This window comes from Variovorax sp. E3, assembly GCF_016082275.1.
Classification (GTDB): Bacteria; Pseudomonadota; Gammaproteobacteria; order Burkholderiales; family Burkholderiaceae_C; genus Variovorax.
The window spans coordinates 112,041-135,373 of the sequence record NZ_MOWM01000003.1 but is presented as its reverse complement, the minus strand read 5'-3'; the positions used below and the strand labels follow the sequence as shown (position 1 = coordinate 135,373).

Genomic DNA, 23,333 nt, shown 5'->3' with positions numbered 1-23,333 from the left:
GCGTTCCGCCAAAAAGCGCTGCGGCGCCGCGTCATGGCGCCGACTTCCGGCATCCCTAGAATGTTTCCAGGGCCCGAGGGATGCTCGCGATGAAGAACAACAGGCAAGGAACAAACACCCGACCGCCGGCGCCCGGCTGGGCGCTTGTCGTGTCCTGCGCGTTCGCGAGCCTGGGCGCGCAGGCCGCGGGCCATTTCGACGTCGACGACGCGGGCACGCTCGACCCCGGCCAGTGCCAGTACGAAACCTGGTGGGGCCGCACGGGCACCGAGCCGGTCACGGGCTTTCACTTCGGGCCGGCCTGCCGGGTCGGGCCGGTGGAGCTGGGCCTGAATTTCGACCGCACCTCGGTGGCGGGCGTTCATTCGGTCACGGGCGGGCCGCAGGTCAAATGGAATTTTCTGGGGCAGGCGCCGACGCGCCGTTCAGCGTTGCCGTGTCCGCCAGCACCGTGTCCGACCTGAAGCGCGGCGGGCGCATGGGCGGGCAGCTGGTCGTGCCGATGACCTGGCGCCCGGCCAGCAGCCTGCAGGTGCATGTGAACCTGGGCGCCGACTGGGCGCTGGGCACCGGTGTTCGCACGCCGCGCGGCGGGGCGGCGGTCGAATGGGCGCTGAACGACACCGTGTCGCTGATCGCGGAGCGCAACCGCGCGGCGGGCGTGTGGACCTCGCGCGTGGGCGGGCGCTTCAGCCTGACACCGCTGATCAGCGTGGACGTCAGCGCCTCGCGCACCGGGCCGCAGGGCGTGCGCGGCTTCGTGATCGGGCTGAACCACGAGTTCACCTGGAAGTGAACCGCCGGCCGCGGCATCAGCGCAGGTAGCGCTGGATCCGTTTTTCGTCTTCGGCCAGTTGCTGGCGCATCAGCGAGATGAAGTCGCGCGCGGTGGCCGACAGCACCTTGCCCGCCGGCATGGCCAGCAGGCAGGTGAAGAACACGTCGACCGAGAACTTGCGCACCACCAGCCCGCGCTCGGCGTAGTCGAGCGCGGTGATCGGGTTGACCAGGCCCACGCCCAGGCCGCGCAGCGCCATCTCGCACACGCTGGCCGCATAGGGCGTCTGCACCAGCACGCGCAGCGCCACGCCGTGCGGGGCCAATGCGGCCTCGAGCCGCTGGTGGGACGGGTCTTCGGGGTTCAACGAGAGAAAGGGCGCTTCGGCCAATTGCTCGGGCTTGATGGTCTTGAAGCGGGCCAGCGCATGGTCCGCCGGCATCACCACCACGCCGGGAAAGCGCGCGAAGGTCGAGTGCTCGATGCCTTCGAGCGAGAGCTCGTCGGCCATCAGCCCGAAGTCGGAGATGCCCATGGCCACGCGGTCGCGCACGTCTTTCGAGCTCAGCACCTGCAGCGACACCTGCGGCCACGGACTCGCGCCGCGGTGCGCCTTCAGCCGTGCCAGCGCGCGCGGCATGAAGCCCAGGCCGTAGGCCGGAAAGCAGCACAGCTCGAGCTGGCTCACGCCGAAGTCGCGCAGGCTGCGCACGCGGTGCTCGATGGCGTCCATGCCGATGAACACGCGCTCGACCTCGATCCACAGCGCGCGCGCCTCGGGCGTGGGCACCAGCCGCCCGCTCGTGCGCTGGAACAGCAGCATGCCGGCCTGCGCCTCCAGGCGCTTGAGCGACTGGCTGATGGCGGGCTGCGTCACATGCAGCAGGGCGGCTGCCTTGCGGGTGGAGCTGCCGCGCATCAGCGCCCGGAAGGTCTCGATTTCGGCGAAGCGCATCGATAAGTTTTTTTATCGGTTGAGTATCTGGGGCTGCGTAATTTTATTTCCGATTGCATAAGATTTGGGCACAACCTCCAACGCATGACCCTCGTGACGACATCGCCAGTCCTGGATTTCAAGTTCGCCGCATCGCCCGCGGACCCCTTGGCCTCCCCGTCGGGGGAGTCTCCGGCGATGGTCCGGGACCGCACGCCGAAGCCCGCGCGCAACCCGCGCCTGCGCGGCCTGCAGTGCCTGCGGTGCGACGCGCTCTACCCGATCACGCTCACGCACGACGGCTGCCCGGCCTGCAAGCGCGCGGGCATTCATGTCGCGCTGCGTGCCAGCTACCTGCCCGACAGCCCGGCCGACACGATGCCCATGCCTTATGCGTCGGGCTTCGCGCTGGGGGAGGGCGGCACGCCGCTGCAGCAGATGCCCGAGCTGGCGCAGCAGTTCGGCGTGGCCCGGCTGGCCATCAAGGACGAGTCGTGCAACCCCACCGGCTCGCACAAGGACCGCATGACGGCCGTGGGCGTGGCGCAGGCGCTCGACTTCGACGCCCACACGCTGGTGCTGGCCTCGTCGGGCAACGCGGCCGTCTCGGCGGCGCACTACGCCTGGGCCGCGGGCCTGGGCTGCGAGGTCGCCACCTACGAAGGCATGCCCGCCACCTTCGCGCGGCAACTCGACGCGCTGGGCGCGCGGCGCTATGTGTTCGCCGACAACGCGAGCCGCTGGGCCTTCGTGCGCGAGCGCTCGCAGTACCCCGGCTATTTCGCGCTGACCAACTACCGCCTGCCCGCGCTGGGCAGCGCGCCGCTGGCGATCGAGGGCTACAAGCCGATCGCGCTCGAATGCGTGACCGACGGCGGCCTGCCCGATCACATCGTGATCCCGACCGCGCGCGGCGACCTCGCCTGGGGCATCTATGCAGGCTTTCGCGACCTGCTGGCGGCGGGGCGCATCGCGCGCCTGCCCAAGTTGTGGCTGGTGGAGCCCTTCGCGCGGCTGTCGCGCGTGCTGGCGGGCGGCGCCATCAACGGCAGCTATCCGGGCCATACCGACCAGTTCTCGACCGCCGGCGCCACCGTCACTTACCTGCAATGGCAGGCGGCAACCGCCACGGGCGGCGGCGCGGTGGTGGTGGACGACGAGCAGGCCCGCGCGGCGCGGCGGCTGCTCACCGCGGCCGGCGTGAGCGCCGAGCTGTGCGCGGCCGGCGGCCTGGCCGCGCTGAAGCAGCTGCGCGAGAGCAATGCCATCGCGGCCGATGCCCATGTGGTGCTGATGCTCACGGCCAGCGCGTCGAGCGACCCGAGTTGGCCCGACCGCTCCGTCTGAACCCAAAGGAATCCGCCATGCCGACGATGAATCGCCGGGCCGTTCTGGCCGCCGGCCCTGCAGCCCTGCTCGCCGCCAGCCTGCCCGCCTGGGCCGCCTACCCCGACAGGCCCGTCAAGCTCATCGTGCCCTGGGCGGCGGGCGGCAGCACCGATGCCATCTCGCGGGCGATGGCGCAGCGCATGAGCCAGACCCTCGGCAGCCCGGTGATCGTGGACAACCGGCCCGGCGCGGCCGGCATGATCGGCACCGACGCAGCCGCCAAGGCCGCGCCCGACGGCTACACCATCGCCATCGTCGAACTGCCGCACGCCATTGCGCCGGCGGTGACGGCCAAGCTGCCGTACGACCTGCTGCGTGACTTCACGCCCGTGACCATGATCGGCACCTCGCCGCTGGTGTTCTTCGCGGGCATGGACGACGACAGCAAGGACTTCAAGACCTTCATCCGCGCGGCCGCCGCCAAGGCCGCGCCGCCGGCCATCGCGCACAGCGGCGCGGGCACGGTGAGCCACTTGGCGGCCGAACTGCTCGCGAGCCGCACGAAGATCCGCTTCAACATGGTCCCGTACCGGGGCTCGGCACCCGCGCTCACCGACGTGGCGGCGGGCACGGTGGCGGGCCACTTCGCCACGCTGGCCAGCGGCTCCAGCCTGCTGGGCGCCAACCGCATCCGCCCGCTGCTGGTGACGAGCACGCAGCGCGTGAACATTCCGGGCCTGCAGAGCGTGCCCGCGCTGGCCGAGAACAACCTCAAGGGCCTGGAGATCGACCAGTGGTGGGCCATGGTCGCGCCCGCCACCACGCCGCTCGACGTGATCGAGAAGCTGCGGCGCGAAGCCATTGCCGCGCTGGAGCATCCGTCGGTGAAAGAGCGGCTGTCGGTGCTGGGCGTGCAGATGAAGGGATCGACGCCGCTGGAGCTGCGCGCGTTCCTGCGCGCCGAGGCCGAGCGCTGGCAGAAGGCCGCGCACGAGATCGGCCTGCAACCGCAGTAGCCGACGGGCGTCCTTCCTGTCTTCTTTCTACTTCGCGTCGCTGTAGACCGTGGCGCGCGACACGCCCATGTGCGCTGCCGCAATTTCGGCGCCGCGCCGCACTTCCAGCAGGCCGGCCTTCTTCAGTTCCTGTACCAGCTGCCTGCGGTCGGCGGGCTTGAGCGAGCGCGAGGTGGTCGCGCGCGTCGCCGCGAACTCGTCAATGCGCGCGTGGATGCGGTCGGCGTGGTTGCCGCCGGCTTCCAGGTGTTCATGCACTTCCTTGTCCTCGATGCGCGTGAACTGCGAGATCGCACCCTGGAAGCTCTGGAACAGCGTGAGGTCGACGTTCAGGCACAGCGCCGCCACGTACTCGCCGCTCTCGTCCTTGATGCCGATCGACGTGCTCTTGACCTTGCGCCCGTCGGGAAAGGTGTTGGCGTAGTTGGCGATCACCGCCGGAAATTCGGGGTCGCGGATGCGCGCCAGGCCCAGCTCGGTGACCGACTGGCCGACTTCCCGGCCGCTCAGGCTGTTCTCGATGGCGTAGATCGCGTTCTTCGGGTTGCTCAGGTCGTGCACCACCACTTCGCAGAAGGGCGCGAAGGTTTCGCCCAGGCCCTCGGCCATGTTGCGCAGCATTTCGAGTACGTGCTTGTTCGACTTCTTTTTCATGGCATGGAATGTATCCAGCGCTGGACGAATAATCCAGTTTATACAAAAAGTATAGAGTTGGATGTATTATCCAATTTTGTCCATGGAGTCGCGAATGAACTCGAAAGAACGCGCGCGCTACGTCGATCCGCGCACCGGCAAGCACTACGACCTGGCCGAGCGCCGCTGGCGTTCGGACGACGGCAACCCGATGATGGTCACGCCGCTGCCCGGCATTTCGCGCGACGACATCGATTCGCGCACCCGCTCGCTGTGGCGCTATCGGGCGGCGCTGCCCGTGGCTATCGAGAACCCCGCGAGCATGGGCGAGGGCTGTACGCCGCTGGTGCAAAAGCGCTGGGGCGGTCTCGAGCCGTACTTCAAGCTCGAGTGGTTCAACCCGACCTGCAGCTTCAAGGACCGCGGCGCGGCCGTGATGATGTCGTTCCTGCGCCAGATCGGCGTCCACGCGGTGCTCGAAGACAGCTCGGGCAACGGCGGCGCGGCCATTGCGGCGGCGGGCGCGGCGGCGGGCATGCGCGTGAAGGTGCTGGCGCCCAGCTACACGCCGGCGCCGAAGGTGGCGCAGATCCGCGCCTTCGGGGCCGAGGTGCAACTGGTGCCGGGGCCGCGCGAGGCGTCGGAACACGAGGCGGTGCGCCAGTCGGAATCGGTTTTCTACGCGAGCCACAACTGGCACCCGTTCTTCCTGCAGGGCACGAAGACCCTGGCCTACGAGCTGTGGGAAGACCTGGCTTTGTGGCGCCCGACAACGTGGTGATTCCGGCCGGCGCGGGCAGCAATGTGCTGGGCTGCTGGATCGGCTTCAAGGAGCTGCTGGCGGCGGGGCAGATCAAAAAGCTGCCGCGCCTCTTCGTGGCGCAGCCGCTGAACTGCTCGCCGATCGACGCGAGCTTCACGGCCGGTGTCGACACGCTGGTGGAGCGCGCCGTGCTGCCGACCATTGCCGAAGGCACGGCGATCAAGCGGCCCGTGCGGTTGAAGGAAATCCTGCAAGCGCTGCGCGAGACGAACGGCCGCACGGTGGCGCTGACCGAGGCGCAGATTGCCGAGGCGGTGCGTCAGCTGGCGGCGAGCGGGCTGTACACCGAGCCCACGTCGGCCTCGGCCGCGGCGGCCATCGAGGTGCTGGCGCAGCGCGGCGAGATCCAGCCCGGCGAGACCACGGTCGCGCTGCTGACCGGGACCGGGCTGAAGTCCACGCAGTTCATGACCGAGCTGTTCGGCGGCACCACCGCTGCCGCCTAAACGGGTTCACCAGGGCCACGCGATGCGTGTGCCCGTGCCGGTCTCGGCCGCGCGTGCTTGCAGCAGGCGCGCGACGGTCAGGTCCTGCAAGGCCAGGCCGGTCATGTCGAACACGGTGATGTCGGCGGGCGCGCGTTCGAAGGGCGCCTTGCCGCTCAGCAGGTCGCCGAGTTCGGTGCTGGCCGTGTCGGGGGCCCACTGGGTTTCGCCGATCTGCCGGGCTTGCATGCGGTCGTCCACGAACAGGCGGGCGCGCGGCAGCAGGCCTTCGGGAAGTTCGCGCTTGCCCCGCGTGTCGGCCCCGACGCAGTTCAGGTGCGTGCCAGGCTGCACGGCGTCCAGGTCGAACAGCGCGCCGCCGCCCGGGGTGGCGGTGATCACGATGTCGCTCCGGGCGACGGCCGCGTTGCGGTCGCCGGCGGGAGCGATGTGGCAGCGCCCGGTGAAGGCGGCCTCGAAGGCGGTGTTGCGCCGGCCGTCGGCACTCATATAGAGAACGTCTTGCAGCGTGGGCAGCAGGCGCAGCGCGAAGTCGAGCTGGATGCGCGCCTGCACGCCGGTGCCGAAAACGCACAGCCGCGTGCTGCCGGGGCGCGCAAGTTGCTGGAGGCCGAGCCCGCCGGCCGCGCCGGTGCGCACGGTCGTGACCGCGTTGCCGTCGATGACGCACTGCGGCCGTCCCGTGGCGGGGTCGATCAGCAGGATCGTCGCCTGGTGGGGCTCGCCGCCGCGCTGCCGGTTGGCGGGCCAGAAGCCGGCGGCCTTGAAGCCGAGCAGGCCCTGGGCCTGCACATCGCCCGACTTGATGCCGAACACGCCGCCGGTTTTCAGCGGCTCGCGCACGACCGGGAACACGCGGCCCTCGCGGTCGCTGTGCAACACGAAGGCTTCGCGCACGGCCTGGCGCACGTCGTCGGGGGAGAGAAGGGCGTCGACCTGGTGCTTGTCGAGCAGAAGGAGTTGGGCGTCGGCGGGCGACGGTGATGCATTCATCTGGAAATATTATCTATTTTCAGACGAAAAATCAAAAATATCGACTTTCGTCGATGCCGGTCAGCGTCCCGTCTGCACCTTGATGCGGATGCTCGCCACCTCCCAGCCCCGGTTCTTGAGCCGCGTGACCAGCATCGGCGCCAGCTGGCGCAGCTTGGCGGCGGCGGCGCTGCCCTTGACCAGCAGGCACCACACGTCGCCCTCCGCCGGGCCGGCCTGAATGGCCCCGCGCATGGCAGGTGGAATCAGGCCTTCCACGGCTTTCAGCCGCTCCGCCGTGTCGCGGGCGCGCGCCATCAGGCTGCCCAGGGTGGGCGAGCCTTCCGCAGCTTGCTGCAGCGAAATCGGAGGTGGCGTGCGGCGATACATGGGTAATCCAGGGGTTAGAAACAAGACAGCTAAAATGCCCGGTTTGCCGACGTTCGCGCCGGAAAAAAGGCCGCTTGCTTTAATGGGAAGCGCGCCCAACTGCTTTCACCATATCTTAGGGAATCCGGTCGAAGTGCCTGTCGTCTCAGGTGCCCGCCCATCTCCACCCATGGCAACCAACTTCCTGACCCAGATTTTCGGCAGTCGCAACGATCGGCTCCTCAAGCAGTATCGCAAGACGGTGGAACGCATCAATGCGCTCGAACCCGAGTTCGAGAAGCTCAGCGACGACGGGCTGCGCGCCAAGACGCAGGAGTTCAAGGACCGCATCGCCAAGGGCGAGACCCTCGATGCGCTGCTGCCGGAGGCTTTTGCCACGGTGCGCGAAGGCTCCAAGCGCATCATGAAGATGCGCCACTTCGACGTGCAGCTGCTGGGCGGCATGGCGCTGCACAACGGCAAGATTTCCGAAATGCGCACGGGCGAAGGCAAGACGCTGACCGCCACGCTGCCGGTGTACCTGAACGCGCTGTCCGGCAAGGGCGTGCACGTGGTCACGGTGAACGACTACCTCGCCAGCCGCGACGCGCGCTGGATGGGCCGGCTGTACAACTTCCTCGGGCTGTCGGTGGGCATCAACCTGCCCCAGATGCCGCGCGAGGAAAAGCAGCAGGCCTACGGCAGCGACATCACGTACGGCACCAACAACGAGTACGGCTTCGACTACCTGCGCGACAACATGGTCTACGAGCCCGGCGACCGGGTTCAGCGCGGGCTGAATTTCGCCATCGTCGACGAAGTGGACTCGATCCTGATCGACGAGGCCCGCACGCCGCTGATCATCAGCGGCCAGGCCGAAGACCACACCGACCTCTACCTGGCCATCAACAAGGTGGTGCCGCTGCTGACCAAGCAGGAAGGCGAAGCCGACCCGCGCACGGGCGAGGGCGTCACGGTGCCCGGCGACTTCACGGTCGACGAGAAGACGCACCAGGTGTTCCTGACCGAAGACGGCCACGAGAACGCCGAGCGCATCCTGGGCGAGTTCAAGCTGCTGCCCGAAGGCGCGTCGCTGTACGACCCGGCCAACATCACGCTGATGCACCACCTGAACGCGGCGCTGCGCGCCCGTCACCTGTACCACCGCGACCAGCACTACGTGGTGCAGCAGGGCGAAGTGGTCATCGTCGACGAGTTCACCGGCCGCCTCATGACGGGCCGCCGCTGGAGCGACGGCCTGCACCAGGCCGTGGAAGCCAAGGAAGGCGTGGAGATCCAGGCCGAGAACCAGACGCTGGCCTCGATCACCTTCCAGAACTACTTCCGCCTGTACGGCAAGCTGGCCGGCATGACCGGCACGGCCGACACCGAGGCCTACGAATTCCAGGAAATCTACGGTCTCGAGACCACGATCATTCCGCCCAACCGCATCAGCAAGCGCGAAGACCAGCTCGACCGCGTCTACAAGACGACGCGCGAGAAGTACGAAGCGGCCATCCAGGACATCCGCGAGTGCTACGAGCGCGGCCAGCCGGTGCTGGTGGGCACCTCGTCCATCGAGAACTCGGAAATCATCGACGGCCTGCTCGAGAAGGCGGGCCTGCCGCACCAGGTGCTGAACGCCAAGCAGCACGCACGCGAAGCCGACATCGTGGCGCAGGCCGGCCGCACGAAGATGATCACCATCGCCACCAACATGGCCGGTCGCGGCACCGACATCGTGCTGGGCGGCAACATCGAGAAGATGATCGAGGCGATCGAGGCCGACGAAGGCCGCGACGAAGCCACCAAGCAGGCCGACATCGAGCACGTGCGCGCCGAATGGTCCAAGGACCACGAGTTCGTGAAGTCGCTGGGCGGCCTGCGCATCATTGCCACCGAGCGCCATGAGTCGCGCCGCATCGACAACCAGCTGCGCGGGCGTTCGGGCCGCCAGGGCGACCCGGGCTCGTCGCGTTTCTACCTGAGCCTGGACGATCCGCTGATGCGCATCTTCGCGGGCGACCGCGTGAAGGCGATCATGGACCGCCTGAAGATGCCCGACGGCGAAGCCATCGAGGCCGGCATCGTCACGCGCAGCATCGAGAGCGCGCAACGCAAGGTCGAGGCGCGCAACTTCGACATCCGCAAGCAGCTGCTCGAGTACGACGACGTGTCGAACGACCAGCGCAAGGTGATCTACCAGCAGCGCAACGACATCCTCGACGCGGGCGACCTCACGGCGCAGATCGCCGGGCTGCGCGAAGGCTGCTTCACCGACCTCGTGCGCCAGTACGTACCGCGCGAATCGGTCGAGGAGCAGTGGGAGCTCGACGCCCTCGAGAAGACGCTCTTCACCGAGTGGGGCCTGGACATGCCGCTCAAGAAGGAAGTCGAGGCGGCGGACGCCATCTCCGACGAGGAAATCGTCGAGAAGGTGCTCAAGGGCGCCAACGACACCTTCGACGCCAAGCTGGCGCTGATCGGCCAGGAGAACTTCACGCAGTTCGAGCGCATGGTGCTGCTGCAGAGCATCGACACCCACTGGCGCGAACACCTGGCCTCGCTCGACTACCTGCGCCAGGGCATCCACCTGCGCGGCTATGCGCAAAAGCAGCCCAAGCAGGAATACAAGCGCGAAGCCTTCGAGCTCTTCGGCCAACTGCTCGACTCGGTCAAGAACGAAGTCACGCGCCAGCTGATGACGGTGCGCGTGCAGTCGGGCGAACAGCTTGAGGAAGCCGCCGAAGCGCTCGAGAGCCGCGGCGAGAACCTTGCCAACATCACCTACACCGCGCCGACGGAAACCGGCGAGGTCGAGGTGCGCGTCGACGAGGAAAGCCAGCGTCGCCTGGCGGCGGCGGGTGCCGGCGCGCTGAGCGCCGAAGCCCTGGCCTTTGCCCGTGTCGGCCGCAACGACCCATGCCCTTGCGGCAGCGGCAAGAAATACAAGCAATGCCACGGCAAGCTCAGCTGACCTGAACAAACCCTCGAAGAGAAACCTCCATGCCCGTGAGCCTGTCTGCCCCTGATCCCGCCGCCTTGTTCGCGGTGCCCGGCGTCCGCATCGGCGTGGCCGAAGCCGGCGTGCGCAAGGCCAATCGCAAGGACCTGACCGTCGTGCTGATCGACGAGGGCGCCGCGGTCGGCGGCGTGTTTACCCAGAACCGCTTCTGCGCGGCGCCGGTGCAGGTCTGCCGCGAACACCTGGCGGCCAACCACGGCATTCGCGCGATGGTGATCAACACCGGCAACGCGAACGCCGGCACGGGCGAAGACGGGCTGATGCGCACGCGCTCGACCTGCATCGCGCTGGCGCGCAAGCTGGAAATCTCGCCCGAGCAGATCCTGCCGTTCTCCACCGGCGTGATCATGGAGCCGCTGCCGGTCGACCGCATCGAAGCGGGCCTGCCGGCCGCGCTGGCCGATGCCGACGCCAACCACTGGGCGCGCGCGGCCGAGGGCATCATGACCACCGACACGATCCCGAAGGCCTTCAGCCAGCGGGCGCAGGTCGGCGGCGCCACCGTCACCATCACCGGCATCAGCAAGGGCGCCGGCATGATCCGCCCGAACATGGCGACCATGCTCGGCTTCATGGCGACCGACGCGAAGATCGACGCGTCGCTGATCCAGCCGCTGGCCAAGCTGCTGGCCGACGCCTCGTTCAACCGCGTGACCATCGACGGCGACACCTCCACCAACGACTCGTTCGTGGTCATCGCGACGCAGAAGGCGGCCAACGCCGTCATCACCTCGCTCGACTCGGCCGAAGGCAAGGCGCTCGTGGCCGCCATGCAGAACGTGGCCCGCCAGCTGGCGCAGGCCATCGTGCGCGACGGCGAGGGCGCGACCAAGTTCATCACCATCCAGGTCGAGGGCGGCAAGGATGCGGCCGAGTGCAAGCAGGTGGCCTATGCCGTGGCGCATTCGCCGCTGGTCAAGACCGCCTTCTTCGCCAGCGACCCGAACCTGGGCCGCATCCTCGCGGCAGTGGGCTATGCGGGCATCGGCGACCTCGACCAGACCGGCATCGACCTGTTCCTGGACGACGTGCACGTGGCGGTCAAGGGCGGGCGCAACCCGTCGTACCGCGAGGAAGACGGCCAGCGCGTCATGAAGCAGAGCGAGATCACGGTGCGCATCGGCCTGGGCCGCGGCAACGCCAGCGAGACCGTGTGGACCTGCGACCTGAGCCACGACTACGTGACCATCAACGCCGACTACCGGTCATGAACGAGCAGTTTCAGAAACTGATCGAGCGCGCCGAGCAGCTCATTGGCCGCATCGAATCGATCCTGCCGCAGCCGCTGGCGGCACCGCCCGACTGGAACGCGTCCATCGCCTGGCGCTACCGCCGTCGCAACTCGGGCCATGGCGTGCTCGAGCCGGTCAAGCACGTGGCCACGATGGCGCTCGATTCGCTGAAGGAAATCGATGTCCAGAAGGAAAAGATCGAGCGCAACACGCGCCAGTTCGTCGAAGGCAAGCCGGCCAACAACGTGCTGCTGACGGGCGCGCGGGGCACCGGCAAGTCGTCGCTGATCCGTGCGTGCCTGCAGGCCTATGCGCCGCAGGGGCTGCGCCTGATCGAGGTCGACAAGGCCGAGCTGACTGACCTGCCCGACATCGTCGAGGTGGTCTCGCAGCGGCCCGAGAAGTTCATCGTGTTCAGCGACGACCTGAGCTTCGACGAGGGCGAGCCGGGCTACAAGGCGCTGAAGTCGATCCTGGACGGCTCGATTGCCGCGTCGACGCCCAACGTGCTGATCTACGCGACCAGCAACCGGCGCCACCTGCTGCCCGAGTACATGAAGGAAAACCTCACGTACACGCACACCGACGACGGCGAAGTGCACCCCGGTGAAGTGATCGAGGAAAAGATCTCGCTGTCGGAGCGCTTCGGCCTCTGGGTGAGCTTCTATCCGTTCAGCCAGAACGAATATCTGACGATCGTGGGGCAATGGCTCTCGTCGTTCGGCGTCGATGCCGCCGCCATCGCGGCGGCACGGCCCGAGGCGCTGGTCTGGGCGCTGGAGCGCGGTTCGCGCAGCGGCCGTGTGGCTTATCAGTTCGCGCGCGACTACGCAGGGCGGGCCAACGCGTGAGCAACGAAGTGCGCAAGCACACCGAGGTCGCGGTCGGCGTGTTGATTCGCCTGGCCGACGACGCGCTGCTGCTCTCGACCCGGCCTGAAGGCAAGGCCTATGCGGGCTACTGGGAGTTTCCGGGCGGCAAGATCGAGGCGGGCGAAACGGTCGAGCAGGCGCTGCGGCGCGAGCTGCAGGAAGAGCTCGGCATCACCATCGACGGCGCCGAGGTCTGGAAGATCACCGAGCACGACTACCCGCATGCGCTGGTGCGCCTGCACTGGTGCAAGGTGACGGCGTGGACCGGTGAATTCGAAATGCGTGAAGGCCAGCAGATGGCGTGGCAGCAACTGCCGCTGGATGTGACGCCGGTGTTGCCGGGGGCGCTGCCTGTGTTGCAGTGGCTGTCGGAGGAGCGCGGGCTGCCGTTCGCGCCGCAGGCTGCGGCATAGGGCACGCGTCAGGCGTGTCCGGCCTTCTTTCGGATCAGGAAGAGGGCGGCGTGGCAACCTGATGTCCCACGACCGATCGACTGATTGATGCACCCCAAGTACCGCCCCGACATCGACGGCCTGCGCGCCGTCGCGGTAGCCTCCGTGGTGCTCTATCACGCCTTCCCGAGCCTGCTGCCCGGGGGCTTCATCGGGGTCGATATCTTCTTCGTGATTTCAGGGTTCCTGATCACGACCATCATTTTGCAGAGCCTGGCGGCGGGCGATTTCAGCTTCAAGGATTTCTACGTACGGCGTGTGCGGCGGATCTTTCCAGCGCTGGTGCTGGTGCTGCTGGTCACGCTGTGCGCCGGCTGGTATCTGCTGCTGTCGGACGAGTTCGCCGAACTCGGCAAGCAGACCGTGGGCGGCGCCGCGTTCGTCGCCAACCTGGTCTTCTGGGGCGAGGCAGGCTACTTCGACACCGCGGCCGAGGCCAAGCCGCTGCTGCACCTGTGGTCGCTGGGCATCGAGGAGCAGTTCTATATTTTCTGGCCGCTGTTGCTGGGTTTCGCCTGGCACCGGAAGTGGCCGATCGTCCGGCTGGTGCTGGCGATCGCGGCGGTGTCGCTGCTGGTCAACGTGGCGACGGTCCATCCCTTTCCGACGGCGTCGTTCTATTCGCCGGCCTCCCGTTTCTGGGAACTGATGGTCGGGGGCATCCTCGCCTGCATGCGGTTGCGCCCGCCGACTCCCAACCCGTGGCGCAGCCACCTGCAGTCCGTGCTCGGCATCGGGCTCATCGTGCTCGGGCTGGTGATGATCCGGGCCATCAAGGCGTTTCCGGGCTGGTGGGCGCTGTTGCCCACGCTGGGCGCGATGAGCTGCATCGCGGCGGGGCCGACGGGCGTGCTGAACAAGTACCTGCTGTCGAACCGGGTGATGGTGTGGATCGGGCTCATCAGCTATCCGCTGTATCTCTGGCACTGGCCGCTGCTGGTGTATGTGCGCCTCGTCGAGAACGACCCCGTGCACCACTCGGTGACCGCCCGTGTCTGCGCGGTGGCCGCGAGCGTGCTGCTGGCCTGGGCCACGTACCGGTTCGTGGAACGCTTCGCCCGGCATCGGCCGACGCCGGGCGTGCTGCGTGCCCTGGTGGTGTCGATGGCGGTGCTGGCGGCCGTGGGCGCGGTGGTGTCGTTCGGCATTCCCTTGCCGCGCAACAGCAACGCGGCGCTCCAGGGCGTGGCGAATGCCGCGGTCGATGGCGACTATTACGAAGGTCTGGAGCGCGACATGGTCGGCGACCAGCGGGTCTACAAGGTCGGTGCCGGCGCGGCCGATACTTTCTTCGTCGGTGACAGCCATGTGCAGCAGTACGCGCCTCGCGCGCTGGAAGTGGCGCGGGCCTTTCCCGAAGACACACGCACCGCATATTTCGCGACCCTGGGTTCGTGCCCGCCGGTGCCTGGTGTCTTCGCGGACAAGAACGTCGACTGCCCGGAACGCCGCGACAAGACGCTGGCCATTGCCTATTCCCCCCAGGTCAAGACGGTCGTCATCGGTGGATGCTGGAATTGCTATTTCCTCGACTCCGGCGCGGTCGACTATTACTTCCGCGGACCGGACGGCGTGGTCCATCCCTTCCAGAACGGGGACGGCATCGCCCGCTCGCTCGCCTCGCTGGAAGCGCTGCTGCGCGACCTGTCGCAGAAAAAGAAGGTGTATCTGCTGCTCGACAACCCGGGCGGGGCGGACTTCACGCCACGACGCCTGATCCAGGGCAACAGGCTGGCGCACATCACCGCCGCACCGACGACACCGACGGCGCAGCTGCCGGCCAACCAGAGGCAGCTCAACGACCGGTTGCTGGCCATCGCCGCGGCGAGCGGTGCCGAGCCGATCGACGCCGTGGCCAGCCTGTGCAAGGACAATGCGTGCCAGCGTGTCATGCCCGATGGAAATCCGTCGTACAAGGACGGCGATCACCTCCGGCTGGAGTTCACGCGAGACCACGCGAACTACATCGATCGCGTGATGCGCAAGAGCGAGACGACGCCGTCCGCCAAGTAGCCGAAGACCGAGACCGCACGATGCACCCCAAATACCGACCGGACATCGACGGACTGCGCGCAGTCGCCGTGGGCTCCGTGCTGGCCTATCACGCTTTTCCGAGCTTGTTGCCCGGGGGCTTCATCGGGGTCGACATCTTCTTCGTGATCTCGGGTTTCCTGATCACGACCATCCTGCTGCAGAGTCTGGCCGCGGGGGATTTCAGCTACCGCGACTTCTACGCACGGCGTATCCGGCGCATTTTTCCGGCGCTGGTGCTTGTGCTGCTCGCGACGCTGGCTTTCGGCTGGTACGTGCTGCTGCCGGGCGAGTTCTCTCAACTGGGCAAGCAGACCACGGGTGGAGCGGCTTTCTTTGCCAACCTGGTGTTTCTTGGTGAGTCGGGCTATTTCGATGCCACTGCTGAGACCAAGCCGCTGCTGCATTTGTGGTCGCTGGGCATCGAGGAGCAGTTCTACATCTTCTGGCCCCTGTTGCTGGGGCTGGCCTGGCGCAAGCGCTGGCCGATCCTGCGCGTGACCCTGGCGGTGGCCGTGATTTCGTTCCTGGTCAACGTCATCACCGTGCAGCCGCATCGCGCGGCGGCGTTCTATTCGCCGCTGTCGCGTGCCTGGGAGCTGATGGCCGGCGGGCTGCTGGCCGCGATGCGCCTGCAAGCGACCGCGGACGGTTCGGCGAACTCGCGGCCGCTGACCAAGCATGTGCAGTCGATCGTCGGGGTCGCCCTGATCGTGCTCGGCCTGTTCATGACGCGCAGCACGAAGGCGTTTCCGGGCTGGTGGGCACTGCTTCCGGTGCTGGGCGCGGTGAGCTGCATTGCCGCGGGACCGAATGGCGTGCTCAATCGCTATCTGCTGTCGAACCGGGTCATGGTGTGGATCGGGCTGATCAGCTATCCGCTCTACTTGTGGCACTGGCCGCTGTTGTCGTATGCGCGCATCGTCGAAGGGGGCGAGCCGTCGCTCCAGGTGCGCGTGGTGCTCGTCGTGGCGGCGTCGTGCTGGCCTGGGGCACTTACCGGTTCGTCGAGCGCTTCGTCAAGCTGCACCTTTCGCAGGCGCTGTTGCGCGGTCTGGCGGCGGGCGGTGCGGCGCTCGCGCTGGTTGGCGTGCTGGTGTTTTTCGGCATGCCGCCGCCCCGCAACGCCAGCCAGGCATTGCAGGCCGTGGCGGATGCCACGCAGGAAGACAACTACTACGATGGCTTCCAGGAGGACGCGTTGGGCGGTCAGTTCGTCTATCGCACCGGCCAGGGAAAGCACAACGTGCTGCTGATCGGCGACAGCCACGTCGAGCAGTACGCACCGCGCGCACTGGAACTGGCGCGCACCGAGCCGGCCAGGGCGCGCACGGTTTACTTCGCCACAAAGGGCTCGTGCCCGCCCGTGCCGGGCCTGTTCTCCCGCCTCGATGCCGGTGCCGATTGCGACGAGCGGCGAACGGCGGTGCTCGATCTGGCGCTGCAACCCCAGATCGATACGGTCGTTCTGGGGGCATGCTGGAGTTGCTATTTCACGGGGGCCGGTCCTGTCGTGAACTACTTCGTCGATGACAAGAAGGCCGTGCATCCGTTCGTGAACGGGGATGGCATCGACCTGTCGCTGCAGTCGCTGGGCGAGGTGTTGAAGCGCCTGTCGGCCCACAAGAAGGTCTACCTGGTGCTGGGCAATCCGGTCGGCATGGACTTTGACCCGCTGCGGCAGATCCAGGGCAGTCGCCTGGGGGCGATGACGGCATCCGCCGGGCGGCTCACGGCACCCGTGCCGCAGGATCAGGCGCAGCTCAATACCAGGCTCAAACAGGTGGCCTTGGCGAATGGCGCGCAGGTGATCGAGCCCTTTGCCAGCCTTTGCGCCTCGGGCGCGTGCATCCGGAGCATGCCGGACGACGACTCACCGGCCTACAAGGACATCGGCCACCTCCGGCCCAGGTACACGCGCAGCTTTGCGACCTATATCGACCCGGCCCTGCTGGACGAGGGCGCCGGCGCCGCCAAGTAGCCCGCGCGCGCGGCTGTTGCGGCTATTGGATCTTGGGGTCGCCGAAAGGCTCTTCGTCGGGCGGCGCTTCGGCCGGCATCCGGAATTCCTCGCTGGCCCAGGCGCCGAGGTCGATGCCCTTGCAGCGCGCGCTGCAGAACGGCCGATAGGCATTGCCGGGCGCGTAGATGCTGTCGCCGCCGCACGAGGGGCAGCGGACGATCCGCTCGCCTTTGCTGTTCACGCGGGTCATGCGCAGAGGGTGAGCTCGAAGGGCGCGTCGTCCGAGCTCTGGTGCAGGCGGTCGTCGGCCTCGTGGCGCATCAGGCGCACCGAGACCATGAGGCGGTTGCCGCTGATTTCAGGAACGAGGCCCAGCTTGGGGTCGATGCGCAGGCGCAGCAGCTGGAAGCTGCGGCCCTGCGGCAGGTTCTGCTGGAACTGGCCGTGGGTGGCGATCACCTTGTAGGGCACGTCGGCGTCGCGCAGCAGCTTGAGCAGCAGGTAGATCGACGAGGCCAACGGCGACAGGGTGTTGGACCAGCGCTCCAGGTCGGCGCGGCGGCTGGCCGGCGGGCGGTGCTGCCAGGCGTAGTAGGCGGGCAGGTCGAACTCGCAGGTGCCGCCCGGGATGCCGGCGCGGCTGCGGATGCTCATGAGCCACTCGTTTTCCGTCAGCGCCTGTCCGGCCTTGCCGGCCACGCCGTTGAGGGTCGTGAAGTTGCGCTCGAGCTGGCCGACGACCTGGTCGAGCACGGCTTCGGCGATGGCCGGGTTGCCGCGGTAGCCGTTGAAGACGTTCTTGTGCTTGTCGAGGTCGCGCAGCACATCGGCCTTGAGGTCGGCCCGCGCGGCCACGTCCATGATCTCGAAAATCGTGATCAGGGCGTAGTGATGGGACAGCGGCGATTCAGAGGGCACCAGTTCGCCGAGCCGGCGAAACAGGTGCTCCAGCCGCAGGTAGGTGCGGATGCGCTCGTTGAAGGGGTACTCGTAAAGGATCACGCGTATCGTTTTTTCACGTCAGGTTCGAGCTCACTGCGACTTGGCGGCCGGGGGCGGCAGCACCTGGCGCACAGCCTCCAGCATACGCTGACCGAAAAGAATGTATCCGCGGGTCGAGACATGGGTTTCGTTGGCGGGGAAAAGGTCCATGACCTTGTAGCGGTTCTCGGCCGCCACGGCGAACAGGTCGGGTCCGATATTTTGCGGGTTGAATGCGGCGCGGAACGCGTCGGCATGATCTTGTTGCAAATAGACCGTGGTCTTGTTCGGCACGACCATCCACACGACCTTGTAGGGCGCGGCCGTGGCCTCGAAGTTCTTCATGAACTGCGCCGACTTGACCGACAGGGGATCGTTCACGCGGTCTTCGGCGGTCATCAGCAGCTTGCCGCAGGCGCGATGGCTGAATTGCTTGCAGCCGTCGGGCACGTTGCGCGCGTCGATCAGCGGGCCCCAGTGGTCGGGCGTGTTGGTCCAGCTGTCGGAGCGCAGGATGGCCTTGGTGTTCTGGTAGGTGAGCCAGCCGCTGAGCAACTGGGCGTCCCAGTTGATCTGGAAGCCCGGCGCGGGCTTGGCCGGGTTCTCGAACGGCGGTGGCGTCGGATTGAAGGCGTGCTTCATCGTCCCGCAGGACTCGGACTGCTGGATCCGGTATTCGAGCAGGCGCTCGATGCTCTCGATGATGACGACCTTGCCCTTGAAGCCGGACTTTTCAAGCCAGCTCGAGAAGTCCCCGCACACCACGCCGCCAAGGTTGTCCCAGTGGGTGGTCGTCATCTTGTAGCCCGCGCCGACCAGCGACGCCTGCCATGCGTAGCGCACCGAAAAGCTGTCGCCGATGACCAGGACGTCGGACTCGTTGATCGGCCAGGTCTTGACGTCGGCGTCCGGAATGGGAGGCGGCGGCGTGTGCCAGCCGAACTCGCGCTCCGAGATGCGCCCGATGCGGGTCAGGTCGCCATAGGGAATAGGCGTGAAGAGGCTGATGAGCAGCAGGGCGCAGCACACCAGGTAGCCCGCGGCGAAGATGCGAAGCCAGGTTCTGGCCGATTTCGTGTCTTCCATGTCAGAACTGGAAATAGAGGAACGGGCTGTAGCTGCCGAACTTCGACACGCACAGGCCAAAAAGATAGATGCAGCCCAGCCCGGTGACCCAGGTCGCCAGGCGCTGCAGGCGCGGCCGGCCGGCCAGGCCCGCGACACCCGGGATCCAGCGGTCGAGCGTGATGGTGGGCGGCAGCGCCAGGCAGATCAGCAGGCCGACGAACAGGGTCTGGAAGAACTCGGGCTTGCGGAACGGGACCTTGAACTCGCTGAAGGCCGACACGGGCGAGCCGTGCATGCCCAGCATGCCCTTGTAGATCTCGATGGCGGCCGTCATGCTGTCGGCGCGGAAGACCACCCACGCGACCATGACGCAGACGAAGGTGATGAACCAGCCGATCACGCGGCCGTACCACGTGGTCCTGGTGTTGCCGCGGCGCACCTTGGCATTCCAGAAGTGGTTGACCATGAGGTAGGCGCCGTGCAGCGCGCCCCAGATCACGAAAGTCCATGCGGCGCCGTGCCACAGGCCGCCCAGCAGCATCGTGAGGAACAGGTTGATGTAGCGGCGCGCCGGGCCCTTGCGGTTGCCGCCCAGCGGCACGTAGAGGTAGTCGCGCAGGAAGGTCGACAGCGAGATGTGCCAGCGGCGCCAGAACTCGATCATGTTGGTCGACTTGTAGGGCGACCTGAAATTCAGCGGCAACTGCACGCCCACGCACAGCGACAGGCCGACGGCCATGTCGGAGTAGCCCGAGAAATCGAAGTAGATCTGCAGCGTATAGGCCAGCACCCCGAACCAGGCCGTGTACAGCGAGGGCATCACGCCTTCGTGCACCCCCTTGAACATCATGTCCGCGTACTGCCCCAGCGGGTCGGCGATCAGCATCTTCTTGGCCAGGCCGAAGACGAAGATGCCCAGTCCGAGCGCCAGATTGTTGGCGTTGATCCTGTAGGTGGCCGGGTTGTTGAACTGCGGCATCATCTGCGCGTGATGCAGCACGGGCCCCGCGATCAGGTGCGGGAAGTAGGTCACGAACAGCGCATAGTGGATGAAGCTGCGCTCGTGCACCTTGCCCTGCCAGCAGTCGACCAGGAAGGCGATCTGCGTGAACGTGTAGAACGAGATGCCGATCGGCAGCACGATGTGCACCAGATCAATCTGCGCGAAACCGGCCGCGGCCAGGCCGGCATCGATGTTTTCCAGGAAGAAGTTGGCGTACTTGAAGACGGCCAGCACCCCGAGGTTGATCACCAGCGCAATGATCAGCAGGGCCTTGCGGTGCTTGTCTTCCCGGCCCGGGGAGGGCGTGAGCCGCAGTCCGAACCAGTAGTTGATGCAGATCGACCCCAGCAGCAGGGGCAGCGCCTTGACGCTCCACCAGCCGTAGAAGAAGAGCGAAGCCAGTGCCAGGAAACCCGCCGCCGCCCGGGGGCTGCGCGCACCGATCAGGAAGAAGCCGATCAGGACGAGCGGGAAGAATACGAAGATGAAAGGGTACGAATTGAAAAGCATCGTGAGGGGCGCTGAGGCGTGCGCCGTTTGACGTGATCGTCGTGTAGCCGTCGCGGCGTCAATCCCAAATTATCGCGTGCTCGCCGGAACCCACCGTTTCCAGAGACCCCACACCTGTTCGTCGAGTTCATCGAGGCTCAGGGACTCGTTGTAAAGCACCGCGTCCGCGGCGGCCCGGCGGGCCCTGCGCGGGGCTTGCTGGGCGATCACGGCCTGCACGGCTTCGGGTGTCCAGCCCGAGCGGGCAACGACGCGTTTCAGCTGGGTTTCTTCGGTGGCGTCGACCACCAGCACGCGGTCCACGATGGCGCGCCAGCGCCCCGATTCGACCAGCAGGGGCACGTCGAACACCACGATGGCATCGGGACCTGCAGCAGCCGCCTGGCGCTGGGTTTCCGTGCCGATCAGCGGATGCAGGATGGATTCGAGGCGGGCCTTGGCCCCCACGTCGGTGAACACGAGCTGCCGCATGGCAGCCCGGTCGAGACCGCCGTCGGGCCCGAGGATGCCGGGACCGAACGCCGCCTCAAGGGCCGGCATGGCAATGCCGCCCGGTAGCGCGATCGCGCGGGCGATCGCGTCGGTGTCGACCAGCACGGCCCCCCGCGCCACCAGCAGCGAGGCCACCGTGCTCTTGCCGCTGCCGATGCCGCCGGTCAATCCGATGCGCCGCACCATGGCGTGGATCAATGGACCAGCGCGCCCAGGGGGAACGCGAACGGAATCCATTGCCTCACGAGGTCCGGACCCGCCACGAGGCAGATCAGGCCCGCGCCGGCCAGGAAGGGGCCGAAGGCGATCGGAATGTCCTTGTGCGCCAGCTTGCCGGCAAAGCGCAGTGTCAGGCCGATCACCGCGCCCACCAGCGAAGAGACGAGGATGATCGCGATGAGGTAGTCGGCCCCCAGCCACGCGCCCAGCGCGGCGAGCAGTTTGAAGTCGCCATAGCCCATGCCTTCCTTGCCCGTGATCAGGCGAAAGCCATGGTACACAAGCCAGAGGCTCAGGTAGCCGAACACGGCTCCCCAGACGGAGGCATTCAGCGAGACGCCGGTCCAGCCCGCGGCCGCGCCGATGAGGCCGAGCCAGAGCAGCGGGTAGTTGAGCGAATCGGGCAGGAACTGGGTGTCGAAGTCGATCAGGAACTGGCAGATCAGCAAGGCCCCGAACGCGGCCCACAAGGCGCCGGCAGGGGTGATGCCGAAGCGGTACGCGCACAGGGCGAAGAGGCCGCCCGTGATCAGCTCGACCAAGGGGTAGCGCGGGCTGATGGCGGTCTTGCACGCGCCGCAGCGACCACGCAGCACCAGGTAGCTCAGCACCGGGATGTTCTGGTACCAGCGGATCTTGTGGCCGCAGTTTCCGCAGCGCGATGCGGGCCGCGTGAGATCGAAGGGGGGCAGGGCCTCGATGGCCACCGCCGCCTTGTCGGCCGCCGCTTCGAGCCCTGCCGGGGGCACAGCCTTCGGACCGAAGACCAGCGACCACAGCGACGGCACGTCCTTGGACGACATGAGATTGGCGACGGCGTCGGCCAGCCAGCCCCGGTACATCATGACCGGCGTGCGGTAGATCACCACGTTCAGGAAGCTGCCGATCAATAGCCCCAGGACACCGGCGAACGCGGTGTCGAACTCCCTCGACACGAGCATCAGACGACCTGGCCCAGCTTGAAGATGGGCAGGTACATCGACACCACGATGCCGCCGATGATGGTGCCCAGGAACACGATGATGATGGGCTCCATCAGGCTCGACAGGCCCGCGACCATGTCGTCCACTTCGGATTCGTAGAAGTCTGCGGCCTTGCCCAGCATGTGGTCGATAGAGCCGGATTCCTCGCCGATGGACGTCATCTGGATCACCATCGACGGGAACAGGTTGGCATTGGTCATGGCCGTGGTGAGGCTGGTGCCGGTCGACACTTCCTGCTGGATCTTGGCCGTGGCATCACCGTAGACGGAATTGCCCGAGGCACCGCCCACCGAGTCCAGGGCTTCGACCAGCGGCACACCGGCAGCGAACATGGTCGCCAACGTACGGGTCCAGCGGGCAATGCACGACTTTTCGATCAGCGCGCCGAAGATCGGGATGCGCAGCAGCAGGCGGTCCATGACCTTCTGGAAGCGCTCGTTGCGTTTCCAGGCCTGCAGGAAGAAATAGATCCCGCCTCCGATGCCGCCAAAGATCAGCCACCAGTACGAGACGAAATATTCACTCATCGCCATGACAAACAGCGTGGGCGCGGGCAGATCGGCGCCGAACGACGTGAACACCTGCTTGAACGCAGGGATCACGAAGATCATGATGATGGCCACGACCACGAAGGCCACCACGACCACCGAGGTCGGGTACATCAGCGCCGACTTGATCTTCGACTTGATCGCCTCGGTTTTTTCCATGTAGGTGGCTAGCCGGTCCAGCAGGTCTTCCAGGATACCGGCGGCCTCACCGGCTTCCACCAGATTGCAGTACAGGGTGTCGAAGTACTTCGGAAACTTGCGAAACGCAGCCGACAGCGACGTACCGGTTTCCACGTCGCTGCGAATGTCGTTCAGCAGCTTGGCCACGCTCGCGTTCGCATTGCCGCGCCCGACGATGTCGAAGGACTGCATCAGCGGTACGCCGGCTTTCATCATCGTTGCCAGTTGGCGCGTGAAGATGGCGATGTCCTTGGGCTTGATGGCTTTACCCGAGCGCATCCGCCGCTTCTTGATCTTCGAGGCGAGCACGCCCTGGCGGCGCAATGCGGCCTGCACCTGGTTTTCGCCGGCGGCCCGAAGTTCGCCGCGCACCAGCTTGCCGTTGCGGTCCTTGCCTTCCCACTCGAAGACAAATTCCTTGTGCGTGGGCTGGGAGCGGGAGGATGCCACTGTTGCCATTCGATCTCCGGTATT

At 66.8% G+C, this 23,333-nt stretch carries 20 protein-coding genes and 2 pseudogenes; 11 read left to right on the top strand and 11 right to left on the bottom strand.

All coding sequences use genetic code 11. The annotated features are described in order from the left end of the window. The first annotated feature begins 149 nt into the window (after positions 1-149). Together BMG07_RS41300 and BMG07_RS41295 are read left to right on the top strand one after the other, a co-directional pair. Positions 150-464, top strand: a complete 315-nt coding sequence (locus BMG07_RS41300; RefSeq protein ID WP_269758539.1) for a hypothetical protein — start codon at positions 150-152, stop codon at positions 462-464. Further along, on the top strand, positions 437-796 hold the full coding sequence (locus BMG07_RS41295; protein WP_269758538.1) for a hypothetical protein: 360 nt from the start codon (positions 437-439) through the stop codon (positions 794-796). The genes BMG07_RS41300 and BMG07_RS41295 overlap by 28 nt, the downstream gene beginning before the upstream one ends. 16 nt (positions 797-812) lie before the next feature. Here the strand turns inward: BMG07_RS41295 and BMG07_RS02070 are convergent, their stop codons facing one another. Then, a complete protein-coding gene (locus BMG07_RS02070; protein ID WP_198082952.1) occupies positions 813-1,733 on the bottom strand; it encodes a LysR substrate-binding domain-containing protein in 921 nt (306 codons plus the stop codon). Between the two features lie 84 nt (positions 1,734-1,817). Here BMG07_RS02070 and BMG07_RS02065 point away from each other — a divergent pair, with 84 nt between their 5' ends. Both BMG07_RS02065 and BMG07_RS02060 read left to right on the top strand, forming a co-directional pair. Next, positions 1,818-3,059, top strand: coding sequence for a pyridoxal-phosphate dependent enzyme (locus tag BMG07_RS02065; RefSeq protein WP_198082951.1), 1,242 nt, complete (start codon positions 1,818-1,820; stop codon positions 3,057-3,059). 17 nt (positions 3,060-3,076) lie between these two features. Beyond that, positions 3,077-4,057, top strand: a complete 981-nt coding sequence (locus BMG07_RS02060; protein ID WP_198082950.1) for a tripartite tricarboxylate transporter substrate-binding protein — start codon at positions 3,077-3,079, stop codon at positions 4,055-4,057. A gap of 27 nt (positions 4,058-4,084) precedes the next feature. Here BMG07_RS02060 and BMG07_RS02055 read toward each other — a convergent pair whose 3' ends face one another. Then, complete coding sequence (locus tag BMG07_RS02055; protein ID WP_198082949.1) at positions 4,085-4,711, bottom strand: transcriptional regulator; 627 nt, start codon at positions 4,709-4,711, stop codon at positions 4,085-4,087. A gap of 94 nt (positions 4,712-4,805) precedes the next feature. Between BMG07_RS02055 and BMG07_RS02050 the strand changes: the two are divergent. Further along, positions 4,806-5,959: pseudogene (locus tag BMG07_RS02050) on the top strand (pyridoxal-phosphate dependent enzyme). A gap of 6 nt (positions 5,960-5,965) precedes the next feature. Here BMG07_RS02050 and BMG07_RS02045 read toward each other — a convergent pair. Together BMG07_RS02045 and BMG07_RS02040 are read right to left on the bottom strand one after the other, a co-directional pair. Beyond that, on the bottom strand, positions 5,966-6,952 hold the full coding sequence (locus BMG07_RS02045) for an ornithine cyclodeaminase family protein (RefSeq protein WP_198082948.1): 987 nt from the start codon (positions 6,950-6,952) through the stop codon (positions 5,966-5,968). Between the two features lie 60 nt (positions 6,953-7,012). Beyond that, positions 7,013-7,321 (bottom strand): hypothetical protein, encoded by a 309-nt coding sequence (locus BMG07_RS02040; protein WP_198082947.1) that lies wholly within the window; start codon positions 7,319-7,321, stop codon positions 7,013-7,015. Positions 7,322-7,490: 169 nt separating this feature from the next. On the opposite strand from BMG07_RS02040, the gene secA reads away from it, so the two are divergent. The 6 genes and pseudogenes from secA to BMG07_RS02010 all read left to right on the top strand — a co-directional run bounded on the left by secA (position 7,491) and on the right by BMG07_RS02010 (position 16,893). Further along, entirely contained in the window at positions 7,491-10,277 is a 2,787-nt protein-coding gene (gene secA, locus BMG07_RS02035) for a preprotein translocase subunit SecA (RefSeq protein ID WP_198082946.1), read from the top strand. A 29-nt stretch (positions 10,278-10,306) separates the two neighbouring features. Beyond that, on the top strand, positions 10,307-11,536 hold the full coding sequence (gene argJ / locus BMG07_RS02030) for a bifunctional glutamate N-acetyltransferase/amino-acid acetyltransferase ArgJ (RefSeq protein WP_198082945.1): 1,230 nt from the start codon (positions 10,307-10,309) through the stop codon (positions 11,534-11,536). Continuing rightward, on the top strand, positions 11,533-12,408 hold the full coding sequence (locus tag BMG07_RS02025) for an ATP-binding protein (protein ID WP_198082944.1): 876 nt from the start codon (positions 11,533-11,535) through the stop codon (positions 12,406-12,408). The genes argJ and BMG07_RS02025 overlap by 4 nt, the downstream gene beginning before the upstream one ends. After that, complete coding sequence (locus BMG07_RS02020) at positions 12,405-12,842, top strand: NUDIX domain-containing protein (protein ID WP_198082943.1); 438 nt, start codon at positions 12,405-12,407, stop codon at positions 12,840-12,842. The genes BMG07_RS02025 and BMG07_RS02020 overlap by 4 nt, the downstream gene beginning before the upstream one ends. 87 nt (positions 12,843-12,929) lie before the next feature. After that, positions 12,930-14,894 carry an acyltransferase family protein gene (locus BMG07_RS02015; RefSeq protein WP_198082969.1) on the top strand — a complete coding sequence of 655 codons (1,965 nt, stop codon included), beginning with the start codon at positions 12,930-12,932 and terminating at the stop codon, positions 14,892-14,894. A gap of 20 nt (positions 14,895-14,914) precedes the next feature. Continuing rightward, a pseudogene (locus tag BMG07_RS02010) lies at positions 14,915-16,893 on the top strand (acyltransferase family protein). Between the two features lie 22 nt (positions 16,894-16,915). Here the strand turns inward: BMG07_RS02010 and BMG07_RS02005 are convergent. From BMG07_RS02005 to BMG07_RS01975, 7 genes are all read right to left on the bottom strand, one after another. Further along, positions 16,916-17,125 carry a DNA gyrase inhibitor YacG gene (locus BMG07_RS02005; protein ID WP_198082942.1) on the bottom strand — a complete coding sequence of 70 codons (210 nt, stop codon included), beginning with the start codon at positions 17,123-17,125 and terminating at the stop codon, positions 16,916-16,918. Next, positions 17,122-17,877 carry a cell division protein ZapD gene (gene zapD, locus BMG07_RS02000; RefSeq protein ID WP_198082941.1) on the bottom strand — a complete coding sequence of 252 codons (756 nt, stop codon included), beginning with the start codon at positions 17,875-17,877 and terminating at the stop codon, positions 17,122-17,124. Before zapD ends, BMG07_RS02005 begins: the two co-directional genes overlap by 4 nt. A 30-nt stretch (positions 17,878-17,907) precedes the next feature. Continuing rightward, a complete protein-coding gene (locus BMG07_RS01995; protein WP_198082940.1) occupies positions 17,908-18,942 on the bottom strand; it encodes a hypothetical protein in 1,035 nt (344 codons plus the stop codon). A gap of 1 nt (position 18,943) precedes the next feature. Beyond that, entirely contained in the window at positions 18,944-20,437 is a 1,494-nt protein-coding gene (locus tag BMG07_RS01990; RefSeq protein ID WP_198082939.1) for an MBOAT family protein, read from the bottom strand. A 69-nt stretch (positions 20,438-20,506) separates the two neighbouring features. Further along, positions 20,507-21,115: a dephospho-CoA kinase gene (gene coaE, locus BMG07_RS01985; protein ID WP_198082938.1), complete on the bottom strand. Its 609-nt coding sequence runs from the start codon at positions 21,113-21,115 to the stop codon at positions 20,507-20,509. Positions 21,116-21,123: 8 nt separating this feature from the next. Next, positions 21,124-22,089 carry an A24 family peptidase gene (locus BMG07_RS01980; protein WP_198082937.1) on the bottom strand — a complete coding sequence of 322 codons (966 nt, stop codon included), beginning with the start codon at positions 22,087-22,089 and terminating at the stop codon, positions 21,124-21,126. Continuing rightward, on the bottom strand, positions 22,089-23,318 hold the full coding sequence (locus BMG07_RS01975) for a type II secretion system F family protein (protein WP_198082936.1): 1,230 nt from the start codon (positions 23,316-23,318) through the stop codon (positions 22,089-22,091). The genes BMG07_RS01980 and BMG07_RS01975 overlap by 1 nt, the downstream gene beginning before the upstream one ends. Positions 23,319-23,333 lie beyond the last annotated feature (15 nt).